Below are 23,049 nucleotides of genomic sequence, written 5' to 3'. Positions count from 1 at the left end.
CGTTCGGATGGTTGCCGAACGCCCTTGGTATATTCCCCGAAAATGTGACGCTTCGTTTCTTCTCAGCGGTGTGTGGGGGTGTACGCTTCGTTTGCGATGTGCCGCACGCTTCGTTTTGCGGATTATAAAAGCCCCGACCATACGTAGGATCCGCGTGACTTGCACTGCCATCATCAGCGTGACGGGGATAGAGATCCAGAGCGCACAGACCAGCGCAAGCATCCCCTCGTGATAGATCTCCTGCAGGGCACGATAACCCGTGGCAAGGACTCGTCCTCGGATGTAGAGGTACAGACGGTAGACACCATAGCCCACGGCAAGGCCTACAAGGATACCCACAAGGCAGTCAGAGAAGAAGTGCGCTCCGATATACATACGGCTGTAGACGACCCAGGCAACTAAGAGCGAGAGTACCGCCGTGAAGCGTCGGTCTCTGAAGGTCAAGCAGAGGAAGGTAGCCACTGCGGTATAGTTCGCCGAGTGTCCCGAGAAGAAGCCATAGAGCTTCCCGTGATAGCCATAGACATAGTGCAGGCTCTCCTGCAGCCAAGGCGTATGCGTGGGACGTAGACGCTCAAAGAAGGGCTTTGCCAGCGTCGAGCTTAGGACATCTCCCAGCGCCACACACAGCCCCACCATCAGCAGAAGGAGGACAGCCTCACTCTTCGGACGGCGATAGAAGAGGAAGATCAGGAGAGCTATCGCAGGGAAGGTCCACGCCCCTACGTTGGAGATGAGGAACATCGCTGCATCCCAGAAGGGCGAATGCGCTCCATTGATAGCGCGCAGTAGGGCGACCTCGCCCGGCAGGAAGGGAGGCGTCATAGGAGTATTTACTTGGGAGCTACAATAGGCTCAATAGCACTCGAGGCGATCCAGCCATCTGTACCATCGCCCAGTGAGAACTGCTGGTATTCGCCTACGGACTTACCGACCAGACGAAGGCGCGTACCCTCATGCAGCTGGGTCTTGACCGTCCCCTTCCCACTGGGGGAGGAGTAGACGTTTACCTCGGGCTGCGTGATGACAGCCTTCTCTCGAGCCGAGCGCTCGGCATACACCCAGTGTAGGATCAGCGCCCCGACAAAGGCCGTCAGGACGAAGCTCCCCAGCGCCGTATAGAAGGCGATACGCTTACCACGGCGTGTGCGCCCCAGAGCAAAGGCTACGCAAGAGCCGATAGCCAGAGCAAAGAGCACAAGGGCAAGCGGGAGGAGTACGGTGAGTGGCAGGGCATAGGCGACCTTAGCCCCCGTAAGTGTGAACCAGCTCTCCGCATCGGGGAGCTTATCTATGGTCTTCTTGATGAGGACAGCACGCGCCTCGGCAATCGCCTTGTCACGAGGGTCCAAGAGCGTAGCACGCTCATAGCTCAGCACCGCATGCCCGAGGTCACCCAGTAGATAGTAGCAGTTACCGAGGTTGGCATAGCGTGTGGAGCTTTCGCCAGAGGTCTTGATCTCCGCCTCGAGAGCGGCAGCTGCCTCACGGTAGCGCCCCGCTGCGAAGAGACTATCGACAGAGATCTCCGCCTTCTCGGTAGCCCCGAGGTGGAGCGTCGAGATCAAGCAAAGTAGGGAAAGAAATATCGTACGCATAGTAAGGGGGCTAAAGCTTGTGACTATCGATAGCGCCAATGACCTCAGCAGCTGTATCATACAGCGCCTGCATATCCCCCTCCTTAGCGGGAGCATAGCGGGCGAACTCAACTTCATCGATGACCTGAGTGAGGCGCGTGATCGTCTCCTCATCCAGCCCACGAGTGCGCAGGATCTCAGAGACCGAGCTACGACTCAGCTCCGAGACAGGCAGACGGAGCTTATCTCCGAGATAGCCCCAGAGTGCACGTAGCACCTCTTCGTAGAAGGCATCACGCTTACCTGCCTTGAGGAGCTTATGAGCCGTGCGCAGGCGCTTAGTAGCCACCGAGCTGGCACGCGAGGCCTTGTAGCCCAAGCTGTCAGCACGCAGACCACGCTGGCGAGCGATGACGAGATAGGCGATGAAGCCGAGGAGTGCGATGAGGGGGAAGAGCAGAAGATAGCTCCAGCTCGTCGCCCAGCGAAGACCCTTAGGAGCGGAGACCCCTTCGGTGTCATGAAGCTGACGCAGGAGCTGCTCCTGCTGGCGGAGACTACCGCGATCATCCGACGCTGTCTCTGGGCCTTGAGCCACATTCAGCGAGAAGGTCTGGGAGCGGAGCGTCTCATAGCGCCCCAGCTTCGGGTCGAAGTATGAGAAGGTCAGTGCAGGGATCGTCACCGAGCCGGTACGACGAGGGATGGCGAAGTATTCGATGATCTTCTTGCCATAGACCTCGGTAGCGGAGACCTTCTCCTCATACGTCTCCTTCGGATCATAGACCTCAAAGTCCTGAGGGAAGGCTATCGCAGGGCTGATGACCTGCTTGAGGTTGCCCGTACCCTCGAGTGTCAGGCGAATCGTCACCGACTCATTCGTCTTAGGGCTCTTCGTGAGGAGCTCGGCACGCATGCGGAAGGAGCCGACGGCACCAGAGAAGTCCTTGGGCTGCCCCTCCGTGGGGAGTGGGCGCACCTGGATGGTCACTGGAGCTGACTCCACCGTGCGGTCAGCAAGTACCGCCGAGCCAAAGAAGGGATCGTCACTGGCCTGAGGCACGGGGACACGGATACCGATCTTAGAAGAGGGGATGGTGAGTGTACCACTTCGCTGAGGGAAGAGCACCTCACTGAGGATATCTACCGTACGATAGTTACGCCCTTGGTAGGTCTCGAGCTGGAGCTGACGACGGCCATCATCGGCTTGCTTCTCGGAGAGGAAGCCATCATATTGGGGGGCTTCGAAGGAGTTGATATCAAACTCCGTCGTCGCATAGAGCTTGTAGCGTATGGGGAAGGCCTGCTTCTCATAGACGACTGTAGCCCCAGGAAGCGCGCGGAAGAAGTAGCTACCCGTAGTAGTAGCCCCACCAGACTGAGAGCGACCTGCTGGAGCATTCTTATCGGGAGGGAGGACGCGCACCGTGGCACCATGGACATTGACACGCTTACCTCCGATGGTAGCCGTAGCAGCCGGGATCGTGATGCTCCCCGTACGCTCTGCCATAAGGGTGTAGGTGAGGCTCACCGAGGAGGTCGAGCTATTGCGTCCATTGACACTCTGGAAGCTACTCATCTGCTGGCGAGCGGGGCCATAGAGGACCTGCAGGCCTGCGACCTTTGGCTCCGTGACACGCTCGAAGTCCTCACTACCTGAGTAAGTATAGCTGAGCTGGAACGATGCTCCCTGGACTACAGTCTGCGGCACCTCGACACGTACCACCTGAGCCCTAAGCCCAAGCGGCAAGATGAGGAGGCAGAGGAATAGGGCAAGGGTGCGCCCTACGAAGGCTACTGACTTCATCGAGATTACCATCTCTTCTTATTCTTATTACTACTATTCTGCTGCTGACGCTGCTCCTGCTCTACACGACGACGCGTCTTATCGTCATCGGTGCGGAAGGAGCGGAGGATCTGCTCAGCCTGCTCCTTCGAGAGCTCTCCGGAGCGCTGCTCATTGGGCTGGCCCTGCTTATCCTTCCCCTGCTGGGGCTTCTGGTCAGGCTTATTCTGATCCTTCTGCTGGTCCTGCTTGGGATCTTGCTTCTGCTTATCCTTGTCCTTATCCTTATTCTGATCTTGGCCCTGCTGGCTCTGCGACTTATTATTCTTGTTCTGCTGCTGCAGGAGCTTCTGCGCCAGGGCAAGGTTGTAGCGCGTATTGTCGTCCTCGGGATTGCGGATCAGGGCTTCCTCATAGGACTGGACGGCACTCTGATAGTCCTTCTTCTGCATCGCCACATTACCGAGGTTGTGCAGGACACCAGCCTGCTGACGTGGCGTGAGACGCGGATCTTGGGCAGCACGCTCCAGATAGTCCTTAGCTTCGTCATAGCGTCCCTGCCCGTAGGCAGCTGCTGATATACCGAAGTTCGCCTTACCTGAGAGACTGTCACGGAGCAAGGCACGGCGGTACTCCTGCGTAGCTCCCGCATAGTCCTTAGCTTGATAGAGCTTATTGGCGCGGCGTATATAGGACTTGAGCCCCTGAGCATAGAGCGAAGAGCCGCCCAGCACAAGGAGAACAAGATAGAGGATGGCAATCTTACTTCTCATGACCGAAGATATTATGACGGATGAGGAACTTATTCTTGCGTCCCATAATGAAGAACTCGACGACGAGCAGCACCAGCGCTGCCCAGAGCCAAGGCTCGAAGGCCTCTGCGGCACCATTGCCCGACCGTGAGGAGATCGAAGCGCGTGGGAGCTCCTCCAGCTGCTTCTCTACCTCCTTGACGACGGTAGACTGTGAGGTTGAGGAGACGAAGATACCCGCACCAGCATCAGCGATCTGCTGACACATCTCGGGATTGAAGCGGGTGACGACCATATTCCCCGAGTCATCGGTGAGGTTACCTTCTGATGTAGGGATAGGCCCCCCCTTGTCGGTACCAATACCTACTACATTGATATGGATACCAGCCTTCGCTGCATCCTTCGCAGCCTCGGTGGCATTGTCCTCGAAGTCCTCACCATCCGTCAGGACGATGATCGCTTTCCCCAGATCCTTGCGGTCGGAGAAGGACTGACGAGCAAGCATGATAGCTTGACCAATAGCCGTCCCTTGGTCCGAGAGCATATCGGGCGAAATATCGGAGAGGAAGTCCTGAGCTGTAGCGATGTCCGTAGTGATCGGGAGCTGCACAAAGGCGCTTCCCGCAAAGACGATCAGCCCCACACGGTCCGAGCGCATATTCTCTAAGAGGCGAGAGATGGAGCGCTTAGCAAAGTCCAGTCGGCTGGGAGCCACGTCCTGACAAAGCATGGAGTTCGAGATATCAAGGCAGATCATCGCTTCGATACCCTTGTCATCTGTCCCCTGGTCGCTACTACCCGCCAGCTGTGGACGAGCCAAGACGACGATCATGAGTGCGCCCGCTATAAGGAGCAAGAGGTCACGTAATACGTACTTCTTCCCCGAAGCCAGAGGTGCAAGAGCCTGCCCCAGCTCCTTGTCGGCAAAGCGCTTGAGCATCTGACGACGTCGCCAATAGGCGAAGAGCGATAGAGCCAAGAGCGGCAGGAGCGCAAAGAGTAGGTAGAGGTATTCGGGTGAATGGAAATGGATATTCATCGTCTTACGGATTGGTGCGTAGGATCGTCGAGCGCAGGAGATACTCTAAGAGAAGGAGGAAGGCTGCGGCGAGGACGAAGATGAAGAACTCCTCGTAGGTCGTATGATAGTTCCGCGTCGAGAGCTTGGTCTTCTCCAGCTGATCGATCTTCTTGTAGATCGCAGCGAGCGACTCATTGTCCGTGGCACGGAAGTAAGCCCCGCCAGAGACATCAGCTATCTGCTGCATCGTGGGCTCATCAAGGTCGACAGGCATATTGCGCACGACCGTACCGAGCGGGGTCTGTATGGGATAGGGTGCCTCACCAGCTCCCGAGCCTACGCCGATCGTATAGATCGATATGCCAAAGGTCTTCGCCAGATCAGCAGCCATCTTCGGAGAGATATTCCCCGTATTGTTGGCACCATCCGTCAGCAGGATGATGACCTTACTCTTGGTCTTGCTGTCCTTGAGGCGACTGATAGCCGTGGCAAGCCCCGAGCCGATAGCCGTCTGGTCAGCGATGATACCCGTCGTCATCTCCCGAAGACGATTGATAAGGGTCGCATGGTCTTGCGTCAGCGGACAAGCCGTGAAGCTCTCACCAGCGAAGACGACGAGGCCGATATTATCATTCGGGCGATTGGCGATGAAGCGCATAGCCACCTCCTTGGCAGCCTCGACGCGGTTGGGCTGGAAGTCCATCGCCAGCATACTCGTCGAGATGTCCATGGTGAGCATAATATCGATCCCCTCGACACGATCCTCACTCCATGATGAGGAGCTCTGAGGGCGCGCCAAGGCCACGATGATCAAGCCCAAGGCAAGGAGACGCAGGGCAAAGAGCACGTGACGCAGGTAGACACGAAGGCCGCCACGTACACCGCTGATGAAGAGAAGCGAAGGCACACGGAGCGAGGCCTGCTGACGCCGACGCCATACGATATAGATGATGAGGAGTGCTGGGAGCAGAAGCAAGAGCCACAGCAGCTGAGGATGAAGGAAGGTCATTCGGCCACCTCCTTTCTCTCGGCTTCTTGCTTAGCCTGCTCTTCAAGCCATGCTAAGTGGAAGGCCTTTGTCTGCTCCTGAATAGAGCGAGTCACCTGCTCAGCCTCGCTACGAAGCGGGAGGCTCTTAGCGAACTTCACAAAGTCCGCCTCTCTGAAGAGGCTCTCGATCGTGCGACGGTAGTCGCTACTCAAAGGATAGGCCTGTAGTTCATCAAGCAGCTCGCTGGACGTCTTCTCCAGCGCATCGAAGTGCAGGACATCTCCGAGGTAAGAGCGCAGTGCCCCGGTAAGCTCGGAGTAGTAGTGCTTGAAGTCTTGCTGATCCTCGAGGCGCAGTCCCTTGAGGGCACCCACTCGGCGCAGGAAGATCTCGAAGGCAGTCGTCGGAGGCTGGTAGACAGGCTCGGGCTCCTTCATATACTCCGCTCTACGCTTATACTCGTAGATGAAGAGAAGAACGAGGGCGATGAAGATCACCACGTAGGTGATCCAGCTCGTCCAGATGATCACAAGGATATCCCACAGCGTGTAGGGTTCGTCCCACGGATCTTGGATGGGCTTGAAGCGATCGGGATGCTCGAGGTCAACCTCGGGTGAGATGACGTTGAGGGCAAGGGGCTTGGAGACAGCACTCCCCGAGGGTGTCTCAACTACGATCGGAGGGATCGTGATGAGCGTCGAGTCAAAGGAAGTGATGATCATTCGCGCCTTGATCTCCTGGATCGTCCCACTGACATTGATCGTATCGAGTGCGCCGAACTCCAAGATGCGGAAGCGCTCCGTCCCCGTCGAGTCTTCGACAAGGTGGAAGCGTGTGGCAGCGAGGTTATCCGTGCGGATGGTCATCTCGATGGCCGCACGCTCCCCGATACGGATCTCGGAGCGGTCAAGGTGGGTCTGGATCGACACACGCTGTGCCGCTGCCTGACCACCAAGCCCGAGGAGAGCCAGTACGAGGATATATAGATACCGTAGTCTCTGCATGGTTGGGTTAGGATCTACGTCCAAATAGTTTGATCAGCTCAGGCACATAGTCTCCGTCGGTAGCGACCTCGATGTGATCGACCCCCGAGCGAAGGCAATGGCTACGGAAGGTCTCTTCCTGCTCACGCACACGCTCGGCATAGATACGAGCCACTCGGCGTGAAGAGGTATCGACCCAGCGCTCCTGCCCCGTCTCCGCATCGTAGAGGCGAAGGAGCCCCATACGTGGGAGCTCCAGAGCCCCTTCGTCGTAGGTACGGATAGCCACGAGGTCGTGGCGACGAGCTGTGAGGGAGAGCGTCTGACGGTAGTCCTCGCCCCAGTGATAGAAGTCGGAGATGAGGAAGGCCGTACAGCGGCGCTTGATGAGCTGATTGAGATACTTCAGAGGCACATTGAGGTCCGTAGCACGGCGCTGCGGCTCGAAGCTCAAGAGCTCACGTATCAGATAGAGGATATGCTTGCGCCCACTTCTTGCAGGGATGAAGAGCTCGACTTGGTCGGTGAAGAAGATCGCACCGACCTTGTCATTATTCTGTATTGCGGAGAAGGCCAGGGTCGCTGCGATCTCGGCATTGAGCTCGCGCTTGGTCTCGACGCGGGTACCAAAGTCCGTACTCCCTGTCATATCGACCAGGAGCATCACGGTCAGCTCACGCTCCTCCTCAAAGACCTTGACGAAGGGGTGAGCATAGCGTGCCGTGACATTCCAGTCCAGGTCACGCACGTCATCGCCTATCTGATAGCCACGTACCTCGCTAAAGGCCATACCTCGTCCTCGGAAGGCGGACTGGTACTGCCCCGCAAAGACCTGCTCCGAGAGGCCACGGGCCTTGATCTCGATGCGGCGTACCTTGCGTAGGAGGTCGGAGGGCTGAAGTTTGGATTTCATTATGCTGCTTATCGTGCTAAGTTCGTCACTCCCCTACACCACCATATATATATGGTATAGGGACACATCGGCTATGGAGCTTCGTCAAAGAGGGGAAGCACCACTCTCTGCCGACTAAGGTACCTCGACACGATTCAGGATCTCCTTGATGAGCTCATCAGAGGTCAGATCCTGGGCTTCGGCCTCATAGGAGAGCCCGATACGGTGGCGCAGCACATCATAGCATACCGCACGTACATCCTCGGGGATGACGTAGCCACGGCCCTTCATGAGGGCATAGGAGCGGGCAGCCAGTGCCAAATTGATCGAAGCACGGGGTGAAGCACCGAAGGAGATGAATGACTTGAAGTTCTCCAGTCCATAGTCAGCGGGCTGACGCGTAGCGAAGACGATATCCACGATGTAGCGCTCGATCTTCTCATCGATGTAGACCTCGGCTGCCAGACGACGCAGCTCCAGGATATCAGCGATACTGACGACGGGGCGGATCTGCTGGCTCTCGGGGCGGATCTGCTGGCGGATGATCTGAGCCTCTTCCTCCTTCTTAGGGTAGGAGATCAGGACCTTGAGCATGAAGCGGTCTACCTGAGCTTCGGGGAGGGGGTAAGTACCCTCCTGCTCGATGGGGTTCTGCGTCGCCATGACGAGGAAGGGATTGGGGAGCTTGAAGGTCTCATCACCGATAGTCACCTGATGCTCCTGCATGGCCTCAAGCAGGGCGCTCTGCACCTTAGCTGGGGCACGGTTGATTTCGTCCGCGAGGATGAAGTTAGAGAAGATAGGTCCCTTCTTCACGGAGAAGTCCTCTTGCTTCTGGCTGTACATTAGGGTACCCACGACGTCAGCAGGCAGGAGGTCTGGAGTGAACTGGATACGCTTGTAGTCAGCGCTGATGAGCTGCGAGAGCGTCTTGATCGCCAAGGTCTTGGCCAGCCCAGGGAGCCCTTCGAGGAGGATATGCCCCCCAGAGAGGAGGCCGATGAGCAGCGAGTCGATCAGGTGGCTCTGCCCCACGATCGCCTGATGCATACCTGTACGCAGGGATTCAATAAGGAGGCTACGGCGCTCAATCTCGGCGGTGAGTGCGCGGATGTCTACGGATTCCATATGGTTCTATTACGTTTATCTGTCTATCTAAAATATGCTATACGATACGCCTCATCTACCGATGTAAAGAGCGCTGTAGTACCAACGCCCGGTTGATTGAATTCGTATCGCCTGCATTTATCTCATACTTAGAGGCTGCGGGCAGCGTTATGACCGCTCCTACAGGGATATTATCGGGGTCCTTGAGCTGGGCTCTATTCTCCTCGTAGATGTAGACCCAGAAGGCCTTATTCCCATACTTTTTCAGTGCCAAGCGGGAGAGGCGATCCCCTGGACGAAGGCGCACACGCTCAATGGTCTCAGCCTGTGAAGAGGCGGTAGAAACGACTGCTTCAGAAGGTGCTACGGATGAGGTAGCCTCCTCTTGAGTCGCGATAGAAGTCGTCTGTAGGGTGTCAGTCTCGTCTATGGTCTGTGCGGGTACAGCTGGCACGACTGGAGCTGGACTAGGCTGGACAGCCTCCACTGCAGCTGAAGCCTTGTCCTTCATCTCCAGCTCGGGCTGTATAGAGAGGAGATAGATGAAGAGACAGAAAGCCATCGCTATACCCAGCGCTACGAATACCCATACCAGCATACGGGGATGAGCCTCTTGGTCAACGAAGGGATCTTCCTCTACGGGCGCCGTCACAGCGGTAGAGGGAGCGGGCTGAGGAGCTTCGATAGGCGCTTCGTCTGCGGGAGCTGGGAGGATTTCTTCCTCGACGACAACTGCTGGTGACTCGGGCTGCTGCGACTCTTCTGTCACCACAGGCTCTACCACCTCCTCTACTACGGGAGGTGTAACTACCTCCTCCTGAATAGTCTCACGAGGAGCAAAGAGCACCTCAATAGGCTCGACCTTCGTCAGCTGATCCAGCTGGTCAATCTCACGAAGGTCCAGATCAGGGCTCGAAGGAGACGGGGCGACCTCTACGGGTGCAAACATACTGAAGGGCTTATTCAGCGCAGCACAGAGCGCCTCGGATGGGAGGAAGCGATAGCCACTCCGCTCGCCCGACTCCGACGTGATCGGCGTAAAGCTCCCGAGGCCAGCCCAGACGATCTGAATGCCCTCATCATAGAGCGCTCGCCAGAGCGTGGGGATAGCGCGGAGCCACGTAGCGACCTGCTCGGCCGACACATAGGTAGCCTCTGCGAGGGCATCACGTAGGAGGTCGATGGAGAGGCTGGTCACGCCACGATCTTCTACGGGACGTAGCCCAAGCGTCAAGCGTGGTGGGATGAGCCACTGCTTACCGTCTGCTGTACGGGCGACATACTCTCTATGCTCCTCAAGCTTCCACTCCCCGATCTCGGGGAAGGTCAGCGACAGCCCCGACAAGAGGCGCTGCTCTATCTGCTGGCAGAGGGCGCGCCAGAGCTGCTGCGAAGTCTCCAGCTGCACAGCGGAGAGCTCCGCGAGGCGTACGTACCAAAGTTCCTCCTGTAGCATCTCTTACTGGGCCAGCTGGCCGTATAGGTCAAAGGTATCTGCCGAGGTGATCTTCACAGGGTAGAAGTTCCCCACCTGGAGGTTGGGAGCATCCTGCTTCGAGATCAGGACCTCTTGGTCTACCTCGGGTGAATCATATTCGGTACGACCGACGAAGTACTCTTCTTCATTGCGGTCGATAAGCGTCTTGAAGGTGCGGCCGATCTTCGCCACATTCAGCTCTGCTGCGATCTCTTCCTGAGTCGACATCAGGCGGTCCATACGCTCCTGCTTCACCTCAAGAGGGATATCATCAGCGTAGGTCTCGTGGGCATAGGTCCCCATCTCATGCGAGTAGACGAAGGCACCCATACGATCGAAGCGGATATCACGGACGAACTGCAGGAGCTCCTCGAAGTCCTGCTCTGTCTCCCCTGGGTGACCCGTCATAAGGGTCGTACGCAGGTGGATCCCTGGCACTTCCTCACGCATATAGCGCAGGAGATCATAGGTCTCGGCCTTCGTCACACGGCGACGCATAGCACGGAGCATCGGGTCGCTGATATGCTGGAGGGCGATATCAAGGTAGTTGCAGATATTCTCGCGCTCACGCATCACAGAGAGGATCTCACGGGGGAAGTCCGCGGGATAGGCATAGTGCAGGCGAAGCCACTCCAGTCCCTGCACGTCGGAGAGACGCTGTAGGAGCTCGGCAAGGCTATTCTTCTTATAGATATCGAGTCCATAGAAGGTCAAGTCCTGGGCGATGAGCTGGATCTCCTTGACACCCGAAGCCACGAGTGACTGGGCCTCTGTGACGAGGTCCTCCATTGGACGGGACTTGTGCTTCCCCGTGATGATGGGGATGGCGCAGTACGAGCAGCTGCGATTGCAGCCCTCGGAGATCTTCATATAAGCGTAGTGCGCGGGCGTCGTGATACTACGATTGCCCCCAAGCGGATCATTGTGGTAAGCCTTACCTAAGTCCGTCAGGAGGTTCTTCCAGTTGAACTTCCCATAGTAGCCGTCCACCTCGGGGATCTCGGCCTTGAGCTCATCCATGAAGCGCTCCGTCAGACAGCCCATGACATAGACCTGCCCGATACGGCCCGTCTTCTTGGCCTCGACCATCTTCAAGATCATATTGATAGACTCCTCCTGCGCATCACCGATGAAGCCACAGGTGTTGAGTACGACGATCTCGCCATTGACGGCACCGGAGTTGTGGTGCACGACATAGCCGTTTGCCAGGAACTGGCGGATGAGCTGCTCAGAGTCGACAAGATTCTTGGAGCACCCCAGGGTAATTACATCTACTTGGTTCTTTCTCATTCTCCGAATAGGGAGTCAACAAATTCTTTCTTTCTGAAGAGCTGGAGGTCTTCTATACCTTCCCCCAGCCCGATATACTTCACGGGGATCTTAAACTGGTCAGAGATACCGATGACCACACCGCCCTTGGCCGTGCCATCGAGCTTGGTGATCGCCAGCGCATTGACCTCGGTAGCAGCGGTGAACTGCTTGGCCTGCTCGAAGGCGTTCTGCCCCGTCGAGCCGTCGAGTACGAGGAGCACTTCATCGGGAGCATCAGGTACGACCTTCTGCATCACACGACGGATCTTCGTCAGCTCGTTCATCAGCCCAACCTTGTTGTGCAGACGGCCTGCGGTGTCGATGATCACGACATCCGTACCAGCCTTCACTGCGGCGCTCAGCGTATCGAAGGCGACCGAAGCAGGGTCAGCCGACATATGCTGGCGGATGATGGGTACATCGACGCGCTTAGCCCAGATATCAAGCTGCTCGATAGCCGCGGCACGGAAGGTATCCCCTGCACCGAGCATCACCGAGTAGCCCTGTTGCTTGAACTGATAGGCGAGCTTACCGATGGTCGTGGTCTTCCCCACGCCATTGACCCCGACGACCATGATGACATAGGGCTTCTTACCTGCGGGCAGGGCGAAGCTCTCGCCGTCGGTAGAGCCATTCTCCGTGAGTAGCGAAGCGATCTCGCTACGCAGGATACCCGTAAGCTCCGAGGTGGAGACATACTTGTCACGTGCCACACGCTCCTCGATACGGCGGATGATCTTCAGGGTCGTCTCTACGCCGACGTCGCTGGTCACGAGGACGTCCTCCAGCTCATCGAGCACGGAGTCATCGACGGTGCTACGCCCAGCGACAGCACGTGCGAGCTTGGAGAAGACATTCTCCTTAGTCTTAGAGAGCCCTTCGTCAAGCGTCTCTTTTTTCTTCTTAGAGAAGAGTCCGAATAGTCCCATGATTCTCTATGTGGTTTCTTAGTACCGCATACGGACTTAGTCCATGCGGCTCTTATAGTCTTGATACGTGTACTCACGCAGCGTCTCGATCGTGCCGTCACAGCGACGCAGGGCGATGCTGGGATGGGAGATGCCGTTGAACATCGTCGTCTTCACCGTCGTGTAGTGAAGCATATCCTCAAAGATCACTTCATCACCGACCTCGAGGGGCTTGTCGAACTCCCAGTAGCCGATGAAGTCACCACTCAGGCAGCTATTACCGCCGATACGGTAGCTGTGCGCCTCGGGGCGATATTCGTCCATCGTGCGAGCGCCACGGATAGCGGGCTTGTAGGGCATCTCGAGGCAGTCAGGCATATGGCAGGTGAAGGACACATCGACGATCGCCGTGCGGATCCCATGGTGCTCCACGACATCCACCACCGAGGAGGTGAGGTAACCCGTCTGCCAGCCAAAGGCACTACCTGGCTCGAGGATGAGGTGCAGATTGGTGTGGCGCTCACCGAAGGCGCGCAGTACGCTGACCAGATGCTCGACATCGTAGTCACGACGGGTCATCAGATGGCCACCGCCCATATTGAGCCACTTGAGGCGAGGGAGGAAGTGTCCGAAGTTCTTCTCGATGATCTGTAGCGTCTTCTCCAGATCCTCCGCCGTCCCCTCGCAGAGCGAGTGGAAGTGGAAGCCCTCAATACCCTCGGGAAGCTCGGGGAGCTCCGCAGCAGGCACACCGAAGCGGGAGCCTGGAGCACAGGGGTTATACAGGTCGGTCTCCACCGCCGAGTACTCGGGGTTGACACGCAGCCCGAAGGACACGCTCCCATCGGTCGGCATCAGAGGGCGCATCTGCTCGATCTGACTCAGCGAATTGAAGGTCACGTGCGAGCTGTAGCGAAGGATGGTGGGGAACTCCTCACGAGTGTAGGCTGGACTGAAGGTATGTGCCTTAGCGCCCATCTCCTCGTAGGCCAGCTGGGCTTCGTAGATAGAGCTTGCCGTGCTATGAGGGACGTACTCGCGGATAATCGGGAAGGTCTTCCAGAGCGCATAGGCCTTGAAAGCCAAGATGATCTCCACGCCCGCCCGCTGAGCTACGTCGCGGATGAGGGTAAGGTTCCGCCGAAGCAGGTCTTCCTCGAGGATGTAGCAGGGGGAAGGGAGGGAGGTCTTATTCATCTTATTCATCGTTGTCAATACTTATGCTATGTATATAATATCTGTAAGGTGCAAAGATAGTGAATATCGCCGTTTACGCCCGCCGCGACACAGTTCACAGCTTACAATGCCTACGCACTGAGAGGAGTAGAGAAATACCCAGCAAACCCGCACAGTACTTCCTCCATCCGTGCGAGCAATTCTGTGCGAAGTACTATGGTGATACCTTCGTCTCCGCACGTGGATTTAAAATCTATGCACGCAAATCCTATAGACTACGTACGTAGATCTATGGACTATGCACGTAGATCAAGGATTTCCACTACGACTCCGTGGCTTTTACTCTGGGAGAAGGCAAGTTTATCTCGCCTCGGACACAGCTTTTTCTCCGCAAGGCAAAGCCTTATGCTGAGAATATCTATCTTTGCATGCAAATTGTACGTGGTGTGTCCATACGTAAAGGGTGCGCCCGACAGCTCATCGATAGAGAATACATACCTATAATATATATGGGCGCGCCCAAAGCTAAACAGTCCTCGACCCTGCGCTATGCACGGCTCCTCAGCTTCCTAAGCATCACCTTCACCCTCTTTATGCTCGGGGCTCTCGGTCTCGTCTATGTCCTGGAGCAGGGACTGAGCAAGGAGGTACGCGAACGTATATCCTTCTCCGTAGAGCTATCCGATGAGCCAGGCGCTAACACTGAGGCGACGCTCAGTGAGCTTCGCGCCCTGCCCTACGTCCGCTCCGTCGAGCTGATCTCCGCCGACAGCGCAGCTAAGAGCCTCACGGATGTCCTCGGCGAAGACCCCACGAAGATCCTCGGCTACAATCCCCTGCAGCCCATGGCTAAGGTCTATCTCAAGAGTGAGTACACCGAGCCCGATAGCCTCAAGAAAATCATCGCCACTAATCCCGTGCTGAAGAACGCTGAGGGTCTTGAGGAGCAGCAGAGCCAGTGGACCTCTGCGTCAAACAATCTCCAGACCATCCGCTTCGTCCTCTGGGTCTTCCTCGGCATCAACCTGCTGGTGAGCTTCCTGCAGATCACGACCGCTACAGGGCTGGTCATCTACTCGCAGCGCATGCGTATCCGCACGCTCTCGCTCATCGGTGCTACGGCAGGCTTCATCGGCCGTCCCTTCATCCGTCGTGCTATCCTCGAGGGCTTCATCGGTGCGCTGCTAGCACTTGCCCTCCTGGGTGGACTCCTCTATGGTGCTGAGCAGGCCTTCGGCTACCGCCTCCTCAGCCTCTGCCCCAGCGTACCCCTCCTCGGGGTCATCATCGCTATCCCCTTAGTCGGGGTATGTGTCAGCTTCGTCTCCTCGTGGCGTGCGACCCGCCGCTACATCCACATGGAAGAGGGTAAGATCCACTTGATCTAAACCTCCCCGATCCCTATCATCCCTATACGATATAGTATAAAGCATGCTGTACAGCAAGAAGAATTATCTCCTGATGGCGCTCTCTGCGCTCTTCATCCTCGTAGGCTTCATCCTGATGTCCGGCGGGCAGAGCGAAGACCCTACGGCCTTCAGCCCCGAGATCTTCAGTAGCCGCCGCATCGTCGTGGCTCCCATCGTCTGCCTCATCGGCTTCTGCCTCATGGTCTACGCCATTCTAGTGAAGCCCGCCGATCGCCCCATAGAGAAGAAAGCGGAGGAGGAAGACTAATGACCATCTTACAGAGCATCATCCTGGCCCTCGTCGAGGGGCTCACGGAGTTCCTCCCCGTCTCCTCCACAGGGCACATGATCCTCACCGAGGGTATCCTCGGTATGGAGAGCACGGCTTATCTGAAGGCCTTCACGGTGATGATCCAGTTTGGCGCGATCCTCTCGGTCGTCGTCTACTACTTCCGTCGCTTCCTTCCCTTCCCCATCTTTGGGCTGAAGCCCGACCCGACGACGAGCCTCGGTGGCTGGCGTCTCTATGGTCTGATGATCATCGGTTGTATCCCAGCTGCCATCCTCGGTGCCCTCTTCAACGACACTATCGATGACCTCCTCGGCAATACCTGGGTCGTGCTCACGATGCTCTTCCTCGGGGGGATCTTGATGATCTACTTTGACCGCATCTTCACGGGCAAGACCGAGCGCAAGGTGACGACACAGAATGCCTTCATCATCGGGCTCTTCCAGTGCCTGGCGATGGTGCCTGGCGTCTCACGCTCGATGGCTACGATCTTCGGGGGGATGCAGCAGGGCTTGACGCGTCGTCAGGCAGCTGAGTTTTCCTTCTTCCTCGCTGTCCCCACGATGTTCGGCGCTACCCTACTTAAGGGCTACAAGCTATACAAGGAGCTGGGCATAGGTGTCTTCGAAGAGAACTGGCAGACGCTCCTCATCGGGAATGTCGTAGCCTTCCTTGTGGCACTGCTGGCGATCAAGTTCTTCATCAGCTTCGTCACCAAGTACGGCTTCCGCGCCTTCGGCTACTACCGCATCATCCTATCGGTCGGTATAGCTATCGCACTGCTCCTCGGGGCCAACATCTCCCTCGGATAATAGATGGAGAAGCTGGACCTCATCGCGGGGGCAACGATTGCCCTCGACAAGCCTCTGACATGGAGCTCCTTCAGCCTGGTCAATAAGTTCCGCTGCGAAGCCTGCCGCTACCTCGGTATCAAGAAGCTCAAGGTAGGGCACGCTGGTACACTCGACCCGCTCGCCACCGGCGTGATGATCCTCTGCACCGGCAAGCATACCAAGCGTATCGACGAGCTGCAGGCTGGGCGCAAGGAGTATATCGCAGACATCCGCCTCGGGCAGACGACTCCGACCTTCGACATGGAGACGGAGCCTGATGCCTTCTTCCCCACAGAGCATATCACCCGCGAGGCCGTCGAAGAGGCCCTCAAGGGCTTCATCGGCACCATCGAGCAGGTGCCTCCCGCCTTCTCAGCGGTCAAGGTCGATGGCCGCCGTGCCTACGACTTAGCCCGCAAGGGAAGGGACTTCGAGCTCAAGGCTAAGACCCTCGTCATCGACGAGATCGAGCTGCTCGACTACGCCCTCCCCCAGATCCAGATCCGTGTGGTCTGCAGCAAGGGCACCTACATCCGCGCACTGGCTCGCGACATCGGCATGGCCCTCGGCTCGGGTGGCCACCTCACCGACCTCCGCCGCACCCGTGTCGGAGACTACCGCATCGAGGACTGCTACCGCGTCGAGGATATCCAAGCCTTCCTCCGTGAGTACGTCGCCCTCCCCACAGAAGAAACAGAACCCTCCAACCCATAGCCCCTACGAGATAGACAATGAAGGATACTAAGCTAAGTCACTTCGAGATCGAGATCCCCGAAACGCTCATCGCTAAGAAGCCCACCACCTTCCGCGACGAGTCACGCCTGATGGTACTGCACCGCTCCACGGGTGAGATCGAGCATCGCCACTTCAAGGACATCCTGGACTACTTCAGCAAGGATGACGTCTTCGTCTTCAACGATACGAAGGTCTTCCCCGCCCGTATGTATGGCAACAAGGAGAAGACTGGTGCTCAGATCGAGGTCTTCCTCCTGCGCGAACTCAACCCCGCCTTCAAGCTCTGGGACGTCGTCGTCGACCCCGCTCGTAAGATCCGTATCGGCAATAAGCTCTACTTCGGGAAGAACGATGAGCTGGTAGCCGAAGTCATCGACAACACCACCTCACGTGGTCGTACGCTGCGCTTCCTCTTCGACGGCTCGCAAGAGGAGTTCCGTGAGCTGCTGCACGCCATGGGTGAGACGCCTCTGCCCAAGTATATGAACCGCAGCCCCAACAGTGAAGATGCCCAGCGCTATCAGTCACTCTTCGCGAAGAACGAAGGCGCTGTCGTAGGGCCTGCTGCCAGCTTCCACTTCAGCCGTGAGCTCCTCCTGCGTATGGAGATCAAGGATATCCGCAAGGCTTTCATCACCGTGCACAACGGGCAGGGCAACTACCGCGAGATCGACGTCGAGGACCTCACCAAGTACAAGATGGAGAGCGAGCAGATGATCATCCCAGAGGAAGCCTGCACCATCGTCAATGCTGCCAGCGCTGCAGGGCAGAACATCTGTGCCGTCGGCACCTCCGTACTCCGCGCTATGGAGACGGCATCGGGTACACAGCGTCACCTCAAGGCTTTCGACGGCTGGACGAGCAAGTTCATCTTCCCCCCCTACGACTTCAACGTCCCCAATGCTCTGGTGACGAACTTCCACATGTCGAAGTCCATCCTGCTGATGATGACCGCAGCCTTCGGGGGCTACGAAGAGACTATGCGCGCCTACTCCATCGCTATCAAGGAGAAGTACCGCTTCGGTGCCTACGGTGACGCTATGCTCATCATCGACTAATCTGACGGAAGCGCCTCATGCCTCAGCTGTACCTCTCTCTCGGTAGCAACGAGGGTGATCGTGAAGCACTCCTACATCAAGCCATAGATGCCATCGACCGCCTCATCGGGACGGTCGGTGGCATCGCTACATTCATCGAGACGGAGCCGTGGGGCTTTGAGAGTCCCCACCCCTTCCTCAATACCGCGCTCGTACTCACCACGTCGCTCTCCCCACTGGAGGTACTCGACCGCACCCAAGAGATCGAGCGGCAGCTCGGTCGTCAGCGCAAGAGCGTGGCAGGGCACTACCACGATCGCCCCATAGATATCGATCTACTCTTCTATGACGATCTCATCCTCGAGAGTGAGCGCTTGACCCTCCCCCATCCGCTCCTCACAGAGCGACTATTCGTGCTGGAGCCCCTTTGTGAGATCGCTCCAGAGTTTATTCATCCCCTCTTAGGCCGCTCTATCGAAGAGCTCTATACCGAGCTTCGCAGTCGCCTAAGCTAACCACTACCCCAAGCCAAACTTATGATCCTAATCTTCGGAGGTACGACCGAGGGCCGCATCGTCAGCTCCGTCCTCGACGAGTCCGGCAAAGAATACTATTACTCCACCAAGGGGGCCTTCCAAGAGGTAGACCTCGTCCACGGCGAGCGTGTCTCGGGCGCCATGACACACGAGGTCATGCGTGACTTCATCCGCGAGAAGGATATCCACCTCGTCGTCGACGCCGCCCATCCCTTCGCCGCCGTCCTCCACAAGACCATCGGAGAGGTGACAGCCGAGCTCGGCATCCCCGTCCTCCGCTACGAGCGCAAGTACAGCGAGCGCACCGGGAAGGTCATCGAATGCGCGAGCTACGAGGAGATGATCAAGAAGCTGGAGGCACAGCCCTGTCACAGACTTCTTGCTCTGACGGGCGTGAATACCATCGCCCCACTCAAGCCCTTCTGGGAGAAGCATGAGAGCTTCTTCCGTATCCTCGATCGAGATGACTCGAAGGAGAAGGCCAAGGCTGCGGGGTTCCCCTTCAGCCATATACGTTACTTCCATGAGGGCGAAGATCAGGCGCTCTTCGACGAGATACAGCCCGACGCTGTGATCACGAAGGAGAGTGGCGAGAGTGGCTTCTTCGAGGAGAAGATCGCTCCAGCCCTCGCCGCTGGTGTACCCGTCTACATGATCACCCGCCCTGCACTCCCCGAGCACTACGAGTACGTCTACGGTCCCGTAGGCCTGCGTAAGGCTATCGAGCGCCTTTGCCCCGACTTCTTCCCGCTGAAGACGGGCTTCACCACAGGAAGCACTGCGACGGCAGCGACAGCTGCAGCCCTGCATGCCCTCCTCCACGAGGGGGAGGTGCTGACAGAGGCTGCTATCCTCCTTCCCTCGGGCGAAGAGGTGAAGCTCCCCGTAGAGCGTGTGGAGAAGACCGAGCTGGGCTACAAGGCCATGGCACGCAAGTACTCGGGCGATGACCCCGATGTCACGCACCTCACCGAGATCTGCTCCGAGGTCGTCCTCACCACGGAGCATGAGGGCATCCGCTTCCTCCAGGGCGAGGGCGTCGGCGTCGTCACGCTCCCTGGGCTGGGACTGGAGATCGGAGGGCCTGCGATCAATAAGACACCACGCGCGATGATGGAGACGATCGTCCGTCGTCACTACCCTACCGGAGGTGTCGATATCACCGTCAGTATCCCTGCAGGAAGAGAGCTTGCCCCGAAGACCTTCAACCCCCGTCTCGGTATCAAGGACGGGATCTCCGTCGTCGGCACCTCGGGCGTCGTCAAGCCCTTCTCGTCAGAAGCCTTCGTGGCCTCCATCGTTCGCCAAGCCGATGTCGCCGTAGCTCTCGGAGCAGATACCATCGTCATCAACTCGGGAGCCAAGAGTGAGAAGTACCTCAAGAGTGCCTTCCCCGAGCTACCCTTCCAGTCCTTCGTGCAGTACGGCAACTTCATCGGAGAGACCCTCGAGAAGCTCGCCCTCCTCTCCATCCCCAAGATCTATATGGGGATCATGCTCGGCAAGGCGGTCAAGCTCGCCGAAGGCAACCTCGACACGCATAGCCGCAAGGTCGTCATGAACAAGGACTTCATGCACCAGATGGCTAATGATGCTGGCTGTAGCGAAGCCACTCATACCCTCATCGACGGCCTGACGCTGGCTCGTGAGCTGTGGACGGGACTCGCCCCGGACGACCTCGAGCGCTTCATGCTCCGCGTCCTCGACGCCTGCTACGAAGCAGCTGCGAAGCTCGTCCCCAAGAGCGAGCTCTCTCTGCTTCTCATCGATGACGACGGCAATATTCGCTACACCTATCCTCACGACTTCTTAGACAAGAGATAAAGAGACATCCCTATGGAACTACTACTCAAACGAGCCTATGAACCTGCCGAAGCCACCGACGGCTATCGCGTACTCGTTGATCGTCTCTGGCCTCGTGGCCTCAGTAAAGAGCGAGCGCATCTGGACGAATGGGCTAAGGACTTAGCTCCCTCGACGGAGCTTCGCCAGTGGTTTGGTCACGATCCAGCCCGCTGGGAGGAGTTCGCCCGTGACTATCGTACCGAGCTGGAGGGCTCAACTGCGCCCGCGGAATTCCTCGCTCGTCACAAGGATGAAGAGCGGATCACCCTCGTCTATGCAGCGCACGACGAAGCTCACTGCCACCCACTCGTCTTGCGTGCCTACCTCGAGACTCTCCTATCGCGTCTGTAATCCATCTCTATGGTCTACCCCATCCTCATCTTCACGCTTCCTCTTGTCCTCGGCTTCCTGATGGATCGGGTACTGGGAGATCCGATGCGCCTTGGCCACCCCATCGTGTTCTTCGGTCGCCTCATTGGCTTCGGAGAAAAGCATCTGAATAACGGGACGTCACGCCGACTCAAGGGCTTCCTCTACAACGGGAGCTTGGTCTGCTTTACCTTCTTCCTCCCGCTCCTCACCTTTGCCTTCCTCCTGCTTGGTGCTGCGATCAACTACTATCTGGGAGACCTCTACTTCGGGCACTTCCTCCTCCTAACCATTGCACTACCCTCTACGATCTGCATCTTCTACATGCTCTCAGGCAAGACTCTGGTCACGGAGGTGAAGGGGGTCTTCTCCGCACTCTCCGTCTCGCTGGAGGCTGGGCGTAAGCAAGTCGGGCGCATCGTCGGGAGAGACACAGGCGCGCTATCTGCCCAGGAGATCCGCACAGCAGCGCTGGAGACACTCGCCGAGAACCTCAGCGACGGCGTCGTAGGCCCTATGCTCTCCTGGAGCTTCTTCGGCACACCTGGCATACTCACCTATAAGATGATCAATACACAAGACTCGATGGTCGGCTACCTCAATGAGCGCTATCGTGCCTATGGCTTCTTCTCCGCCAAGCTCGATGATCTGGTGAACCTCATCCCCTCGCGTACAACGGCTATACTGATGCTCATCGCAGCAGGGCGACTAGATCTCCTTCGCAAGACCTTCCAGCACGGCAAGCGCCATCTCAGCCCCAACTCAGGTTACCCCGAGGCAGCACTGGCACTCGTCCTCGGCTGCCGCTTCGGTGGGCCTCACGACTACTTCGGCGAAGTCGTCGACAAGCCCTATATCGGTGAGGTCGGGCGCGAACTAAGCGACGAAGATCTGCAGCATGCCATACAGATCACCCAGCGTACGGAGTGGCTGGCCCTCGGTCTATCCCTTCTCTTGCGCCTCCTCCTCATCATGCTCATCATCTGGTACCTTTAGTACCTCGCGATCATCTATTAATGAATACAACGAAACAGCATCCTCTGGCAGCCCACCTTAGCCTCCTGGGAGCTGCCGTGTGCTGGGGGCTTATGGCTCCACTCGGAAAGGATGCTCTCCTACATGGTATCAGCGGTATCACCCTCGTCTCCTGCCGAGTATTAGGCGGAGCTATCCTCTTCTGGATCGCCTCACTCTTTGCCCCACGGGAGCACGTAGCGAAGCGGGATAAGCTTCTCTTCGTCGGCGCAGCTGTCTTCGGACTCGTATGCAATCAGTGCTGCTTCACCATTGGACTCAGCCTCACCAGCCCAGTGAATGCCGGTATCGTGACTACGACGATGCCGATCTTTGCCCTCATCCTCTCGGCACTGATCCTCAAGGAGCCCATCACCCGCAAGAAGGCACTGGGTGTAGCTCTCGGCTGCTGCGGCGCGCTCCTACTCATCTGGACCAGCATGCAAGCCTCGGGCTCCTCGCTCCAGCTGGGTGATATACGCGGTGACCTACTCTGCGTCGCTGGGCAAGTATCCTATGCCCTCTACCTCACGATCTTCGGGAAGCTCGCGAAGAAGTACTCCGTCTTCACAGTGAATAAGTGGATGTTCCTCTGGGCTACCCTCCTTCTACTCCCCTTCACGGCGAGCGAAGCCCTGAAGACAGATGTCGCAGCCCTCTCGACGCGTACCCTCCTGGAGGTCGGCTACGTAGTCTTCTTCGGTACCTTTGTCAGCTACCTACTGATGATCAATGGGCAGCGCACACTCCGCCCAACAGTAGTGAGCATGTACAACTATATGCAGCCGCTGGTAGCTGTCGTAGTAAGCGTCACGCTGGGTCTGGCAGTCTTCACGCTCACACATGCCCTTGCCGTAGCACTCATCTTCAGCGGGGTGTGGCTGGTCGCCATCTCCCGCTCGAGGCAGAAAGGCTAAGGATCGCCAAGGCTTCAAGAAATGAAGTGCTACCATACACAGAGTGTATAAGCACAAAAAGTCAGCCCCCACATCCTACCGGAG

General features: G+C 57.5%; 23 protein-coding genes. 10 read left to right on the top strand and 13 right to left on the bottom strand.

The window, feature by feature from the left end; all coding sequences use genetic code 11:
- From KO088_RS08625 to nspC, 13 genes are all read right to left on the bottom strand, one after another.
- The coding region (locus tag KO088_RS08625) for a phosphatase PAP2 family protein (protein ID WP_251419914.1) at positions 1 to 825 on the bottom strand (825 nt) is incomplete at its 3' end.
- An 8-nt stretch (positions 826 to 833) separates the two neighbouring features.
- A complete protein-coding gene (locus KO088_RS08620; protein ID WP_215494399.1) occupies positions 834 to 1,598 on the bottom strand; it encodes a tetratricopeptide repeat protein in 765 nt (254 codons plus the stop codon).
- Between the two features lie 10 nt (positions 1,599 to 1,608).
- On the bottom strand, positions 1,609 to 3,384 hold the full coding sequence (locus KO088_RS08615) for a BatD family protein (protein ID WP_251419912.1): 1,776 nt from the start codon (positions 3,382 to 3,384) through the stop codon (positions 1,609 to 1,611).
- 5 nt (positions 3,385 to 3,389) lie between these two features.
- Positions 3,390 to 4,136 carry a tetratricopeptide repeat protein gene (locus KO088_RS08610; RefSeq protein ID WP_009432354.1) on the bottom strand — a complete coding sequence of 249 codons (747 nt, stop codon included), beginning with the start codon at positions 4,134 to 4,136 and terminating at the stop codon, positions 3,390 to 3,392.
- The gene (locus KO088_RS08605; RefSeq protein ID WP_215494397.1) at positions 4,126 to 5,154 is read right to left on the bottom strand and encodes a VWA domain-containing protein; all 1,029 of its coding nucleotides are present in this window, start codon (positions 5,152 to 5,154) and stop codon (positions 4,126 to 4,128) included. The genes KO088_RS08610 and KO088_RS08605 overlap by 11 nt, the downstream gene beginning before the upstream one ends.
- Before the next feature lie 4 nt (positions 5,155 to 5,158).
- Complete coding sequence (locus KO088_RS08600) at positions 5,159 to 6,145, bottom strand: vWA domain-containing protein (RefSeq protein ID WP_044114147.1); 987 nt, start codon at positions 6,143 to 6,145, stop codon at positions 5,159 to 5,161.
- The gene (locus KO088_RS08595) at positions 6,142 to 7,131 is read right to left on the bottom strand and encodes a hypothetical protein (RefSeq protein ID WP_215494396.1); all 990 of its coding nucleotides are present in this window, start codon (positions 7,129 to 7,131) and stop codon (positions 6,142 to 6,144) included. The genes KO088_RS08600 and KO088_RS08595 overlap by 4 nt, the downstream gene beginning before the upstream one ends.
- A 7-nt stretch (positions 7,132 to 7,138) precedes the next feature.
- Positions 7,139 to 8,023: a DUF58 domain-containing protein gene (locus tag KO088_RS08590; RefSeq protein WP_044114668.1), complete on the bottom strand. Its 885-nt coding sequence runs from the start codon at positions 8,021 to 8,023 to the stop codon at positions 7,139 to 7,141.
- Between the two features lie 114 nt (positions 8,024 to 8,137).
- Positions 8,138 to 9,130: an AAA family ATPase gene (locus KO088_RS08585; protein WP_215494395.1), complete on the bottom strand. Its 993-nt coding sequence runs from the start codon at positions 9,128 to 9,130 to the stop codon at positions 8,138 to 8,140.
- Between the two features lie 55 nt (positions 9,131 to 9,185).
- Positions 9,186 to 10,565, bottom strand: coding sequence for a LysM peptidoglycan-binding domain-containing protein (locus KO088_RS08580; protein WP_215494394.1), 1,380 nt, complete (start codon positions 10,563 to 10,565; stop codon positions 9,186 to 9,188).
- A gap of 3 nt (positions 10,566 to 10,568) precedes the next feature.
- On the bottom strand, positions 10,569 to 11,876 hold the full coding sequence (rimO, locus tag KO088_RS08575; RefSeq protein WP_215494393.1) for a 30S ribosomal protein S12 methylthiotransferase RimO: 1,308 nt from the start codon (positions 11,874 to 11,876) through the stop codon (positions 10,569 to 10,571).
- Entirely contained in the window at positions 11,873 to 12,826 is a 954-nt protein-coding gene (gene ftsY / locus KO088_RS08570; protein ID WP_009432317.1) for a signal recognition particle-docking protein FtsY, read from the bottom strand. The genes rimO and ftsY overlap by 4 nt, the downstream gene beginning before the upstream one ends.
- Before the next feature lie 36 nt (positions 12,827 to 12,862).
- A complete protein-coding gene (nspC, locus tag KO088_RS08565) occupies positions 12,863 to 14,011 on the bottom strand; it encodes a carboxynorspermidine decarboxylase (protein ID WP_215494392.1) in 1,149 nt (382 codons plus the stop codon).
- A gap of 479 nt (positions 14,012 to 14,490) precedes the next feature.
- On the opposite strand from nspC, the gene KO088_RS08560 reads away from it, so the two are divergent.
- Genes KO088_RS08560 through KO088_RS08515 form a run of 10 tightly spaced genes read left to right on the top strand, consistent with a single transcriptional unit; the run spans position 14,491 to position 22,965 of the window.
- Positions 14,491 to 15,369, top strand: coding sequence for a cell division protein FtsX (locus tag KO088_RS08560; RefSeq protein ID WP_215494391.1), 879 nt, complete (start codon positions 14,491 to 14,493; stop codon positions 15,367 to 15,369).
- Positions 15,370 to 15,412: 43 nt separating this feature from the next.
- A complete protein-coding gene (locus tag KO088_RS08555) occupies positions 15,413 to 15,658 on the top strand; it encodes a DUF3098 domain-containing protein (RefSeq protein ID WP_215494390.1) in 246 nt (81 codons plus the stop codon).
- On the top strand, positions 15,658 to 16,491 hold the full coding sequence (gene uppP, locus KO088_RS08550; RefSeq protein WP_215494389.1) for an undecaprenyl-diphosphatase UppP: 834 nt from the start codon (positions 15,658 to 15,660) through the stop codon (positions 16,489 to 16,491). Before KO088_RS08555 ends, uppP begins: the two co-directional genes overlap by 1 nt.
- A gap of 3 nt (positions 16,492 to 16,494) precedes the next feature.
- Positions 16,495 to 17,226, top strand: a complete 732-nt coding sequence (truB, locus tag KO088_RS08545) for a tRNA pseudouridine(55) synthase TruB (RefSeq protein ID WP_215494388.1) — start codon at positions 16,495 to 16,497, stop codon at positions 17,224 to 17,226.
- A gap of 17 nt (positions 17,227 to 17,243) precedes the next feature.
- Entirely contained in the window at positions 17,244 to 18,305 is a 1,062-nt protein-coding gene (gene queA, locus KO088_RS08540; protein ID WP_215494387.1) for a tRNA preQ1(34) S-adenosylmethionine ribosyltransferase-isomerase QueA, read from the top strand.
- A gap of 17 nt (positions 18,306 to 18,322) precedes the next feature.
- Positions 18,323 to 18,799 (top strand): 2-amino-4-hydroxy-6-hydroxymethyldihydropteridine diphosphokinase, encoded by a 477-nt coding sequence (folK, locus tag KO088_RS08535; RefSeq protein WP_215494386.1) that lies wholly within the window; start codon positions 18,323 to 18,325, stop codon positions 18,797 to 18,799.
- A gap of 21 nt (positions 18,800 to 18,820) precedes the next feature.
- Positions 18,821 to 20,644 (top strand): cobalt-precorrin-5B (C(1))-methyltransferase CbiD, encoded by a 1,824-nt coding sequence (gene cbiD, locus KO088_RS08530; protein ID WP_215494385.1) that lies wholly within the window; start codon positions 18,821 to 18,823, stop codon positions 20,642 to 20,644.
- Between the two features lie 12 nt (positions 20,645 to 20,656).
- Positions 20,657 to 21,016 carry a DUF488 domain-containing protein gene (locus KO088_RS08525; protein ID WP_215494384.1) on the top strand — a complete coding sequence of 120 codons (360 nt, stop codon included), beginning with the start codon at positions 20,657 to 20,659 and terminating at the stop codon, positions 21,014 to 21,016.
- Between the two features lie 9 nt (positions 21,017 to 21,025).
- Entirely contained in the window at positions 21,026 to 22,030 is a 1,005-nt protein-coding gene (gene cbiB, locus KO088_RS08520) for an adenosylcobinamide-phosphate synthase CbiB (protein WP_215494383.1), read from the top strand.
- Between the two features lie 20 nt (positions 22,031 to 22,050).
- Positions 22,051 to 22,965 (top strand): DMT family transporter, encoded by a 915-nt coding sequence (locus KO088_RS08515; protein ID WP_215494382.1) that lies wholly within the window; start codon positions 22,051 to 22,053, stop codon positions 22,963 to 22,965.
- The last annotated feature ends 84 nt before the right edge of the window (positions 22,966 to 23,049 follow it).

The organism is Porphyromonas bobii (assembly GCF_943169685.1).
GTDB classification, from domain to species: Bacteria; Bacteroidota; Bacteroidia; order Bacteroidales; family Porphyromonadaceae; genus Porphyromonas; species Porphyromonas pasteri.
This window is presented reverse-complemented; position numbering and strand designations above follow the sequence as displayed.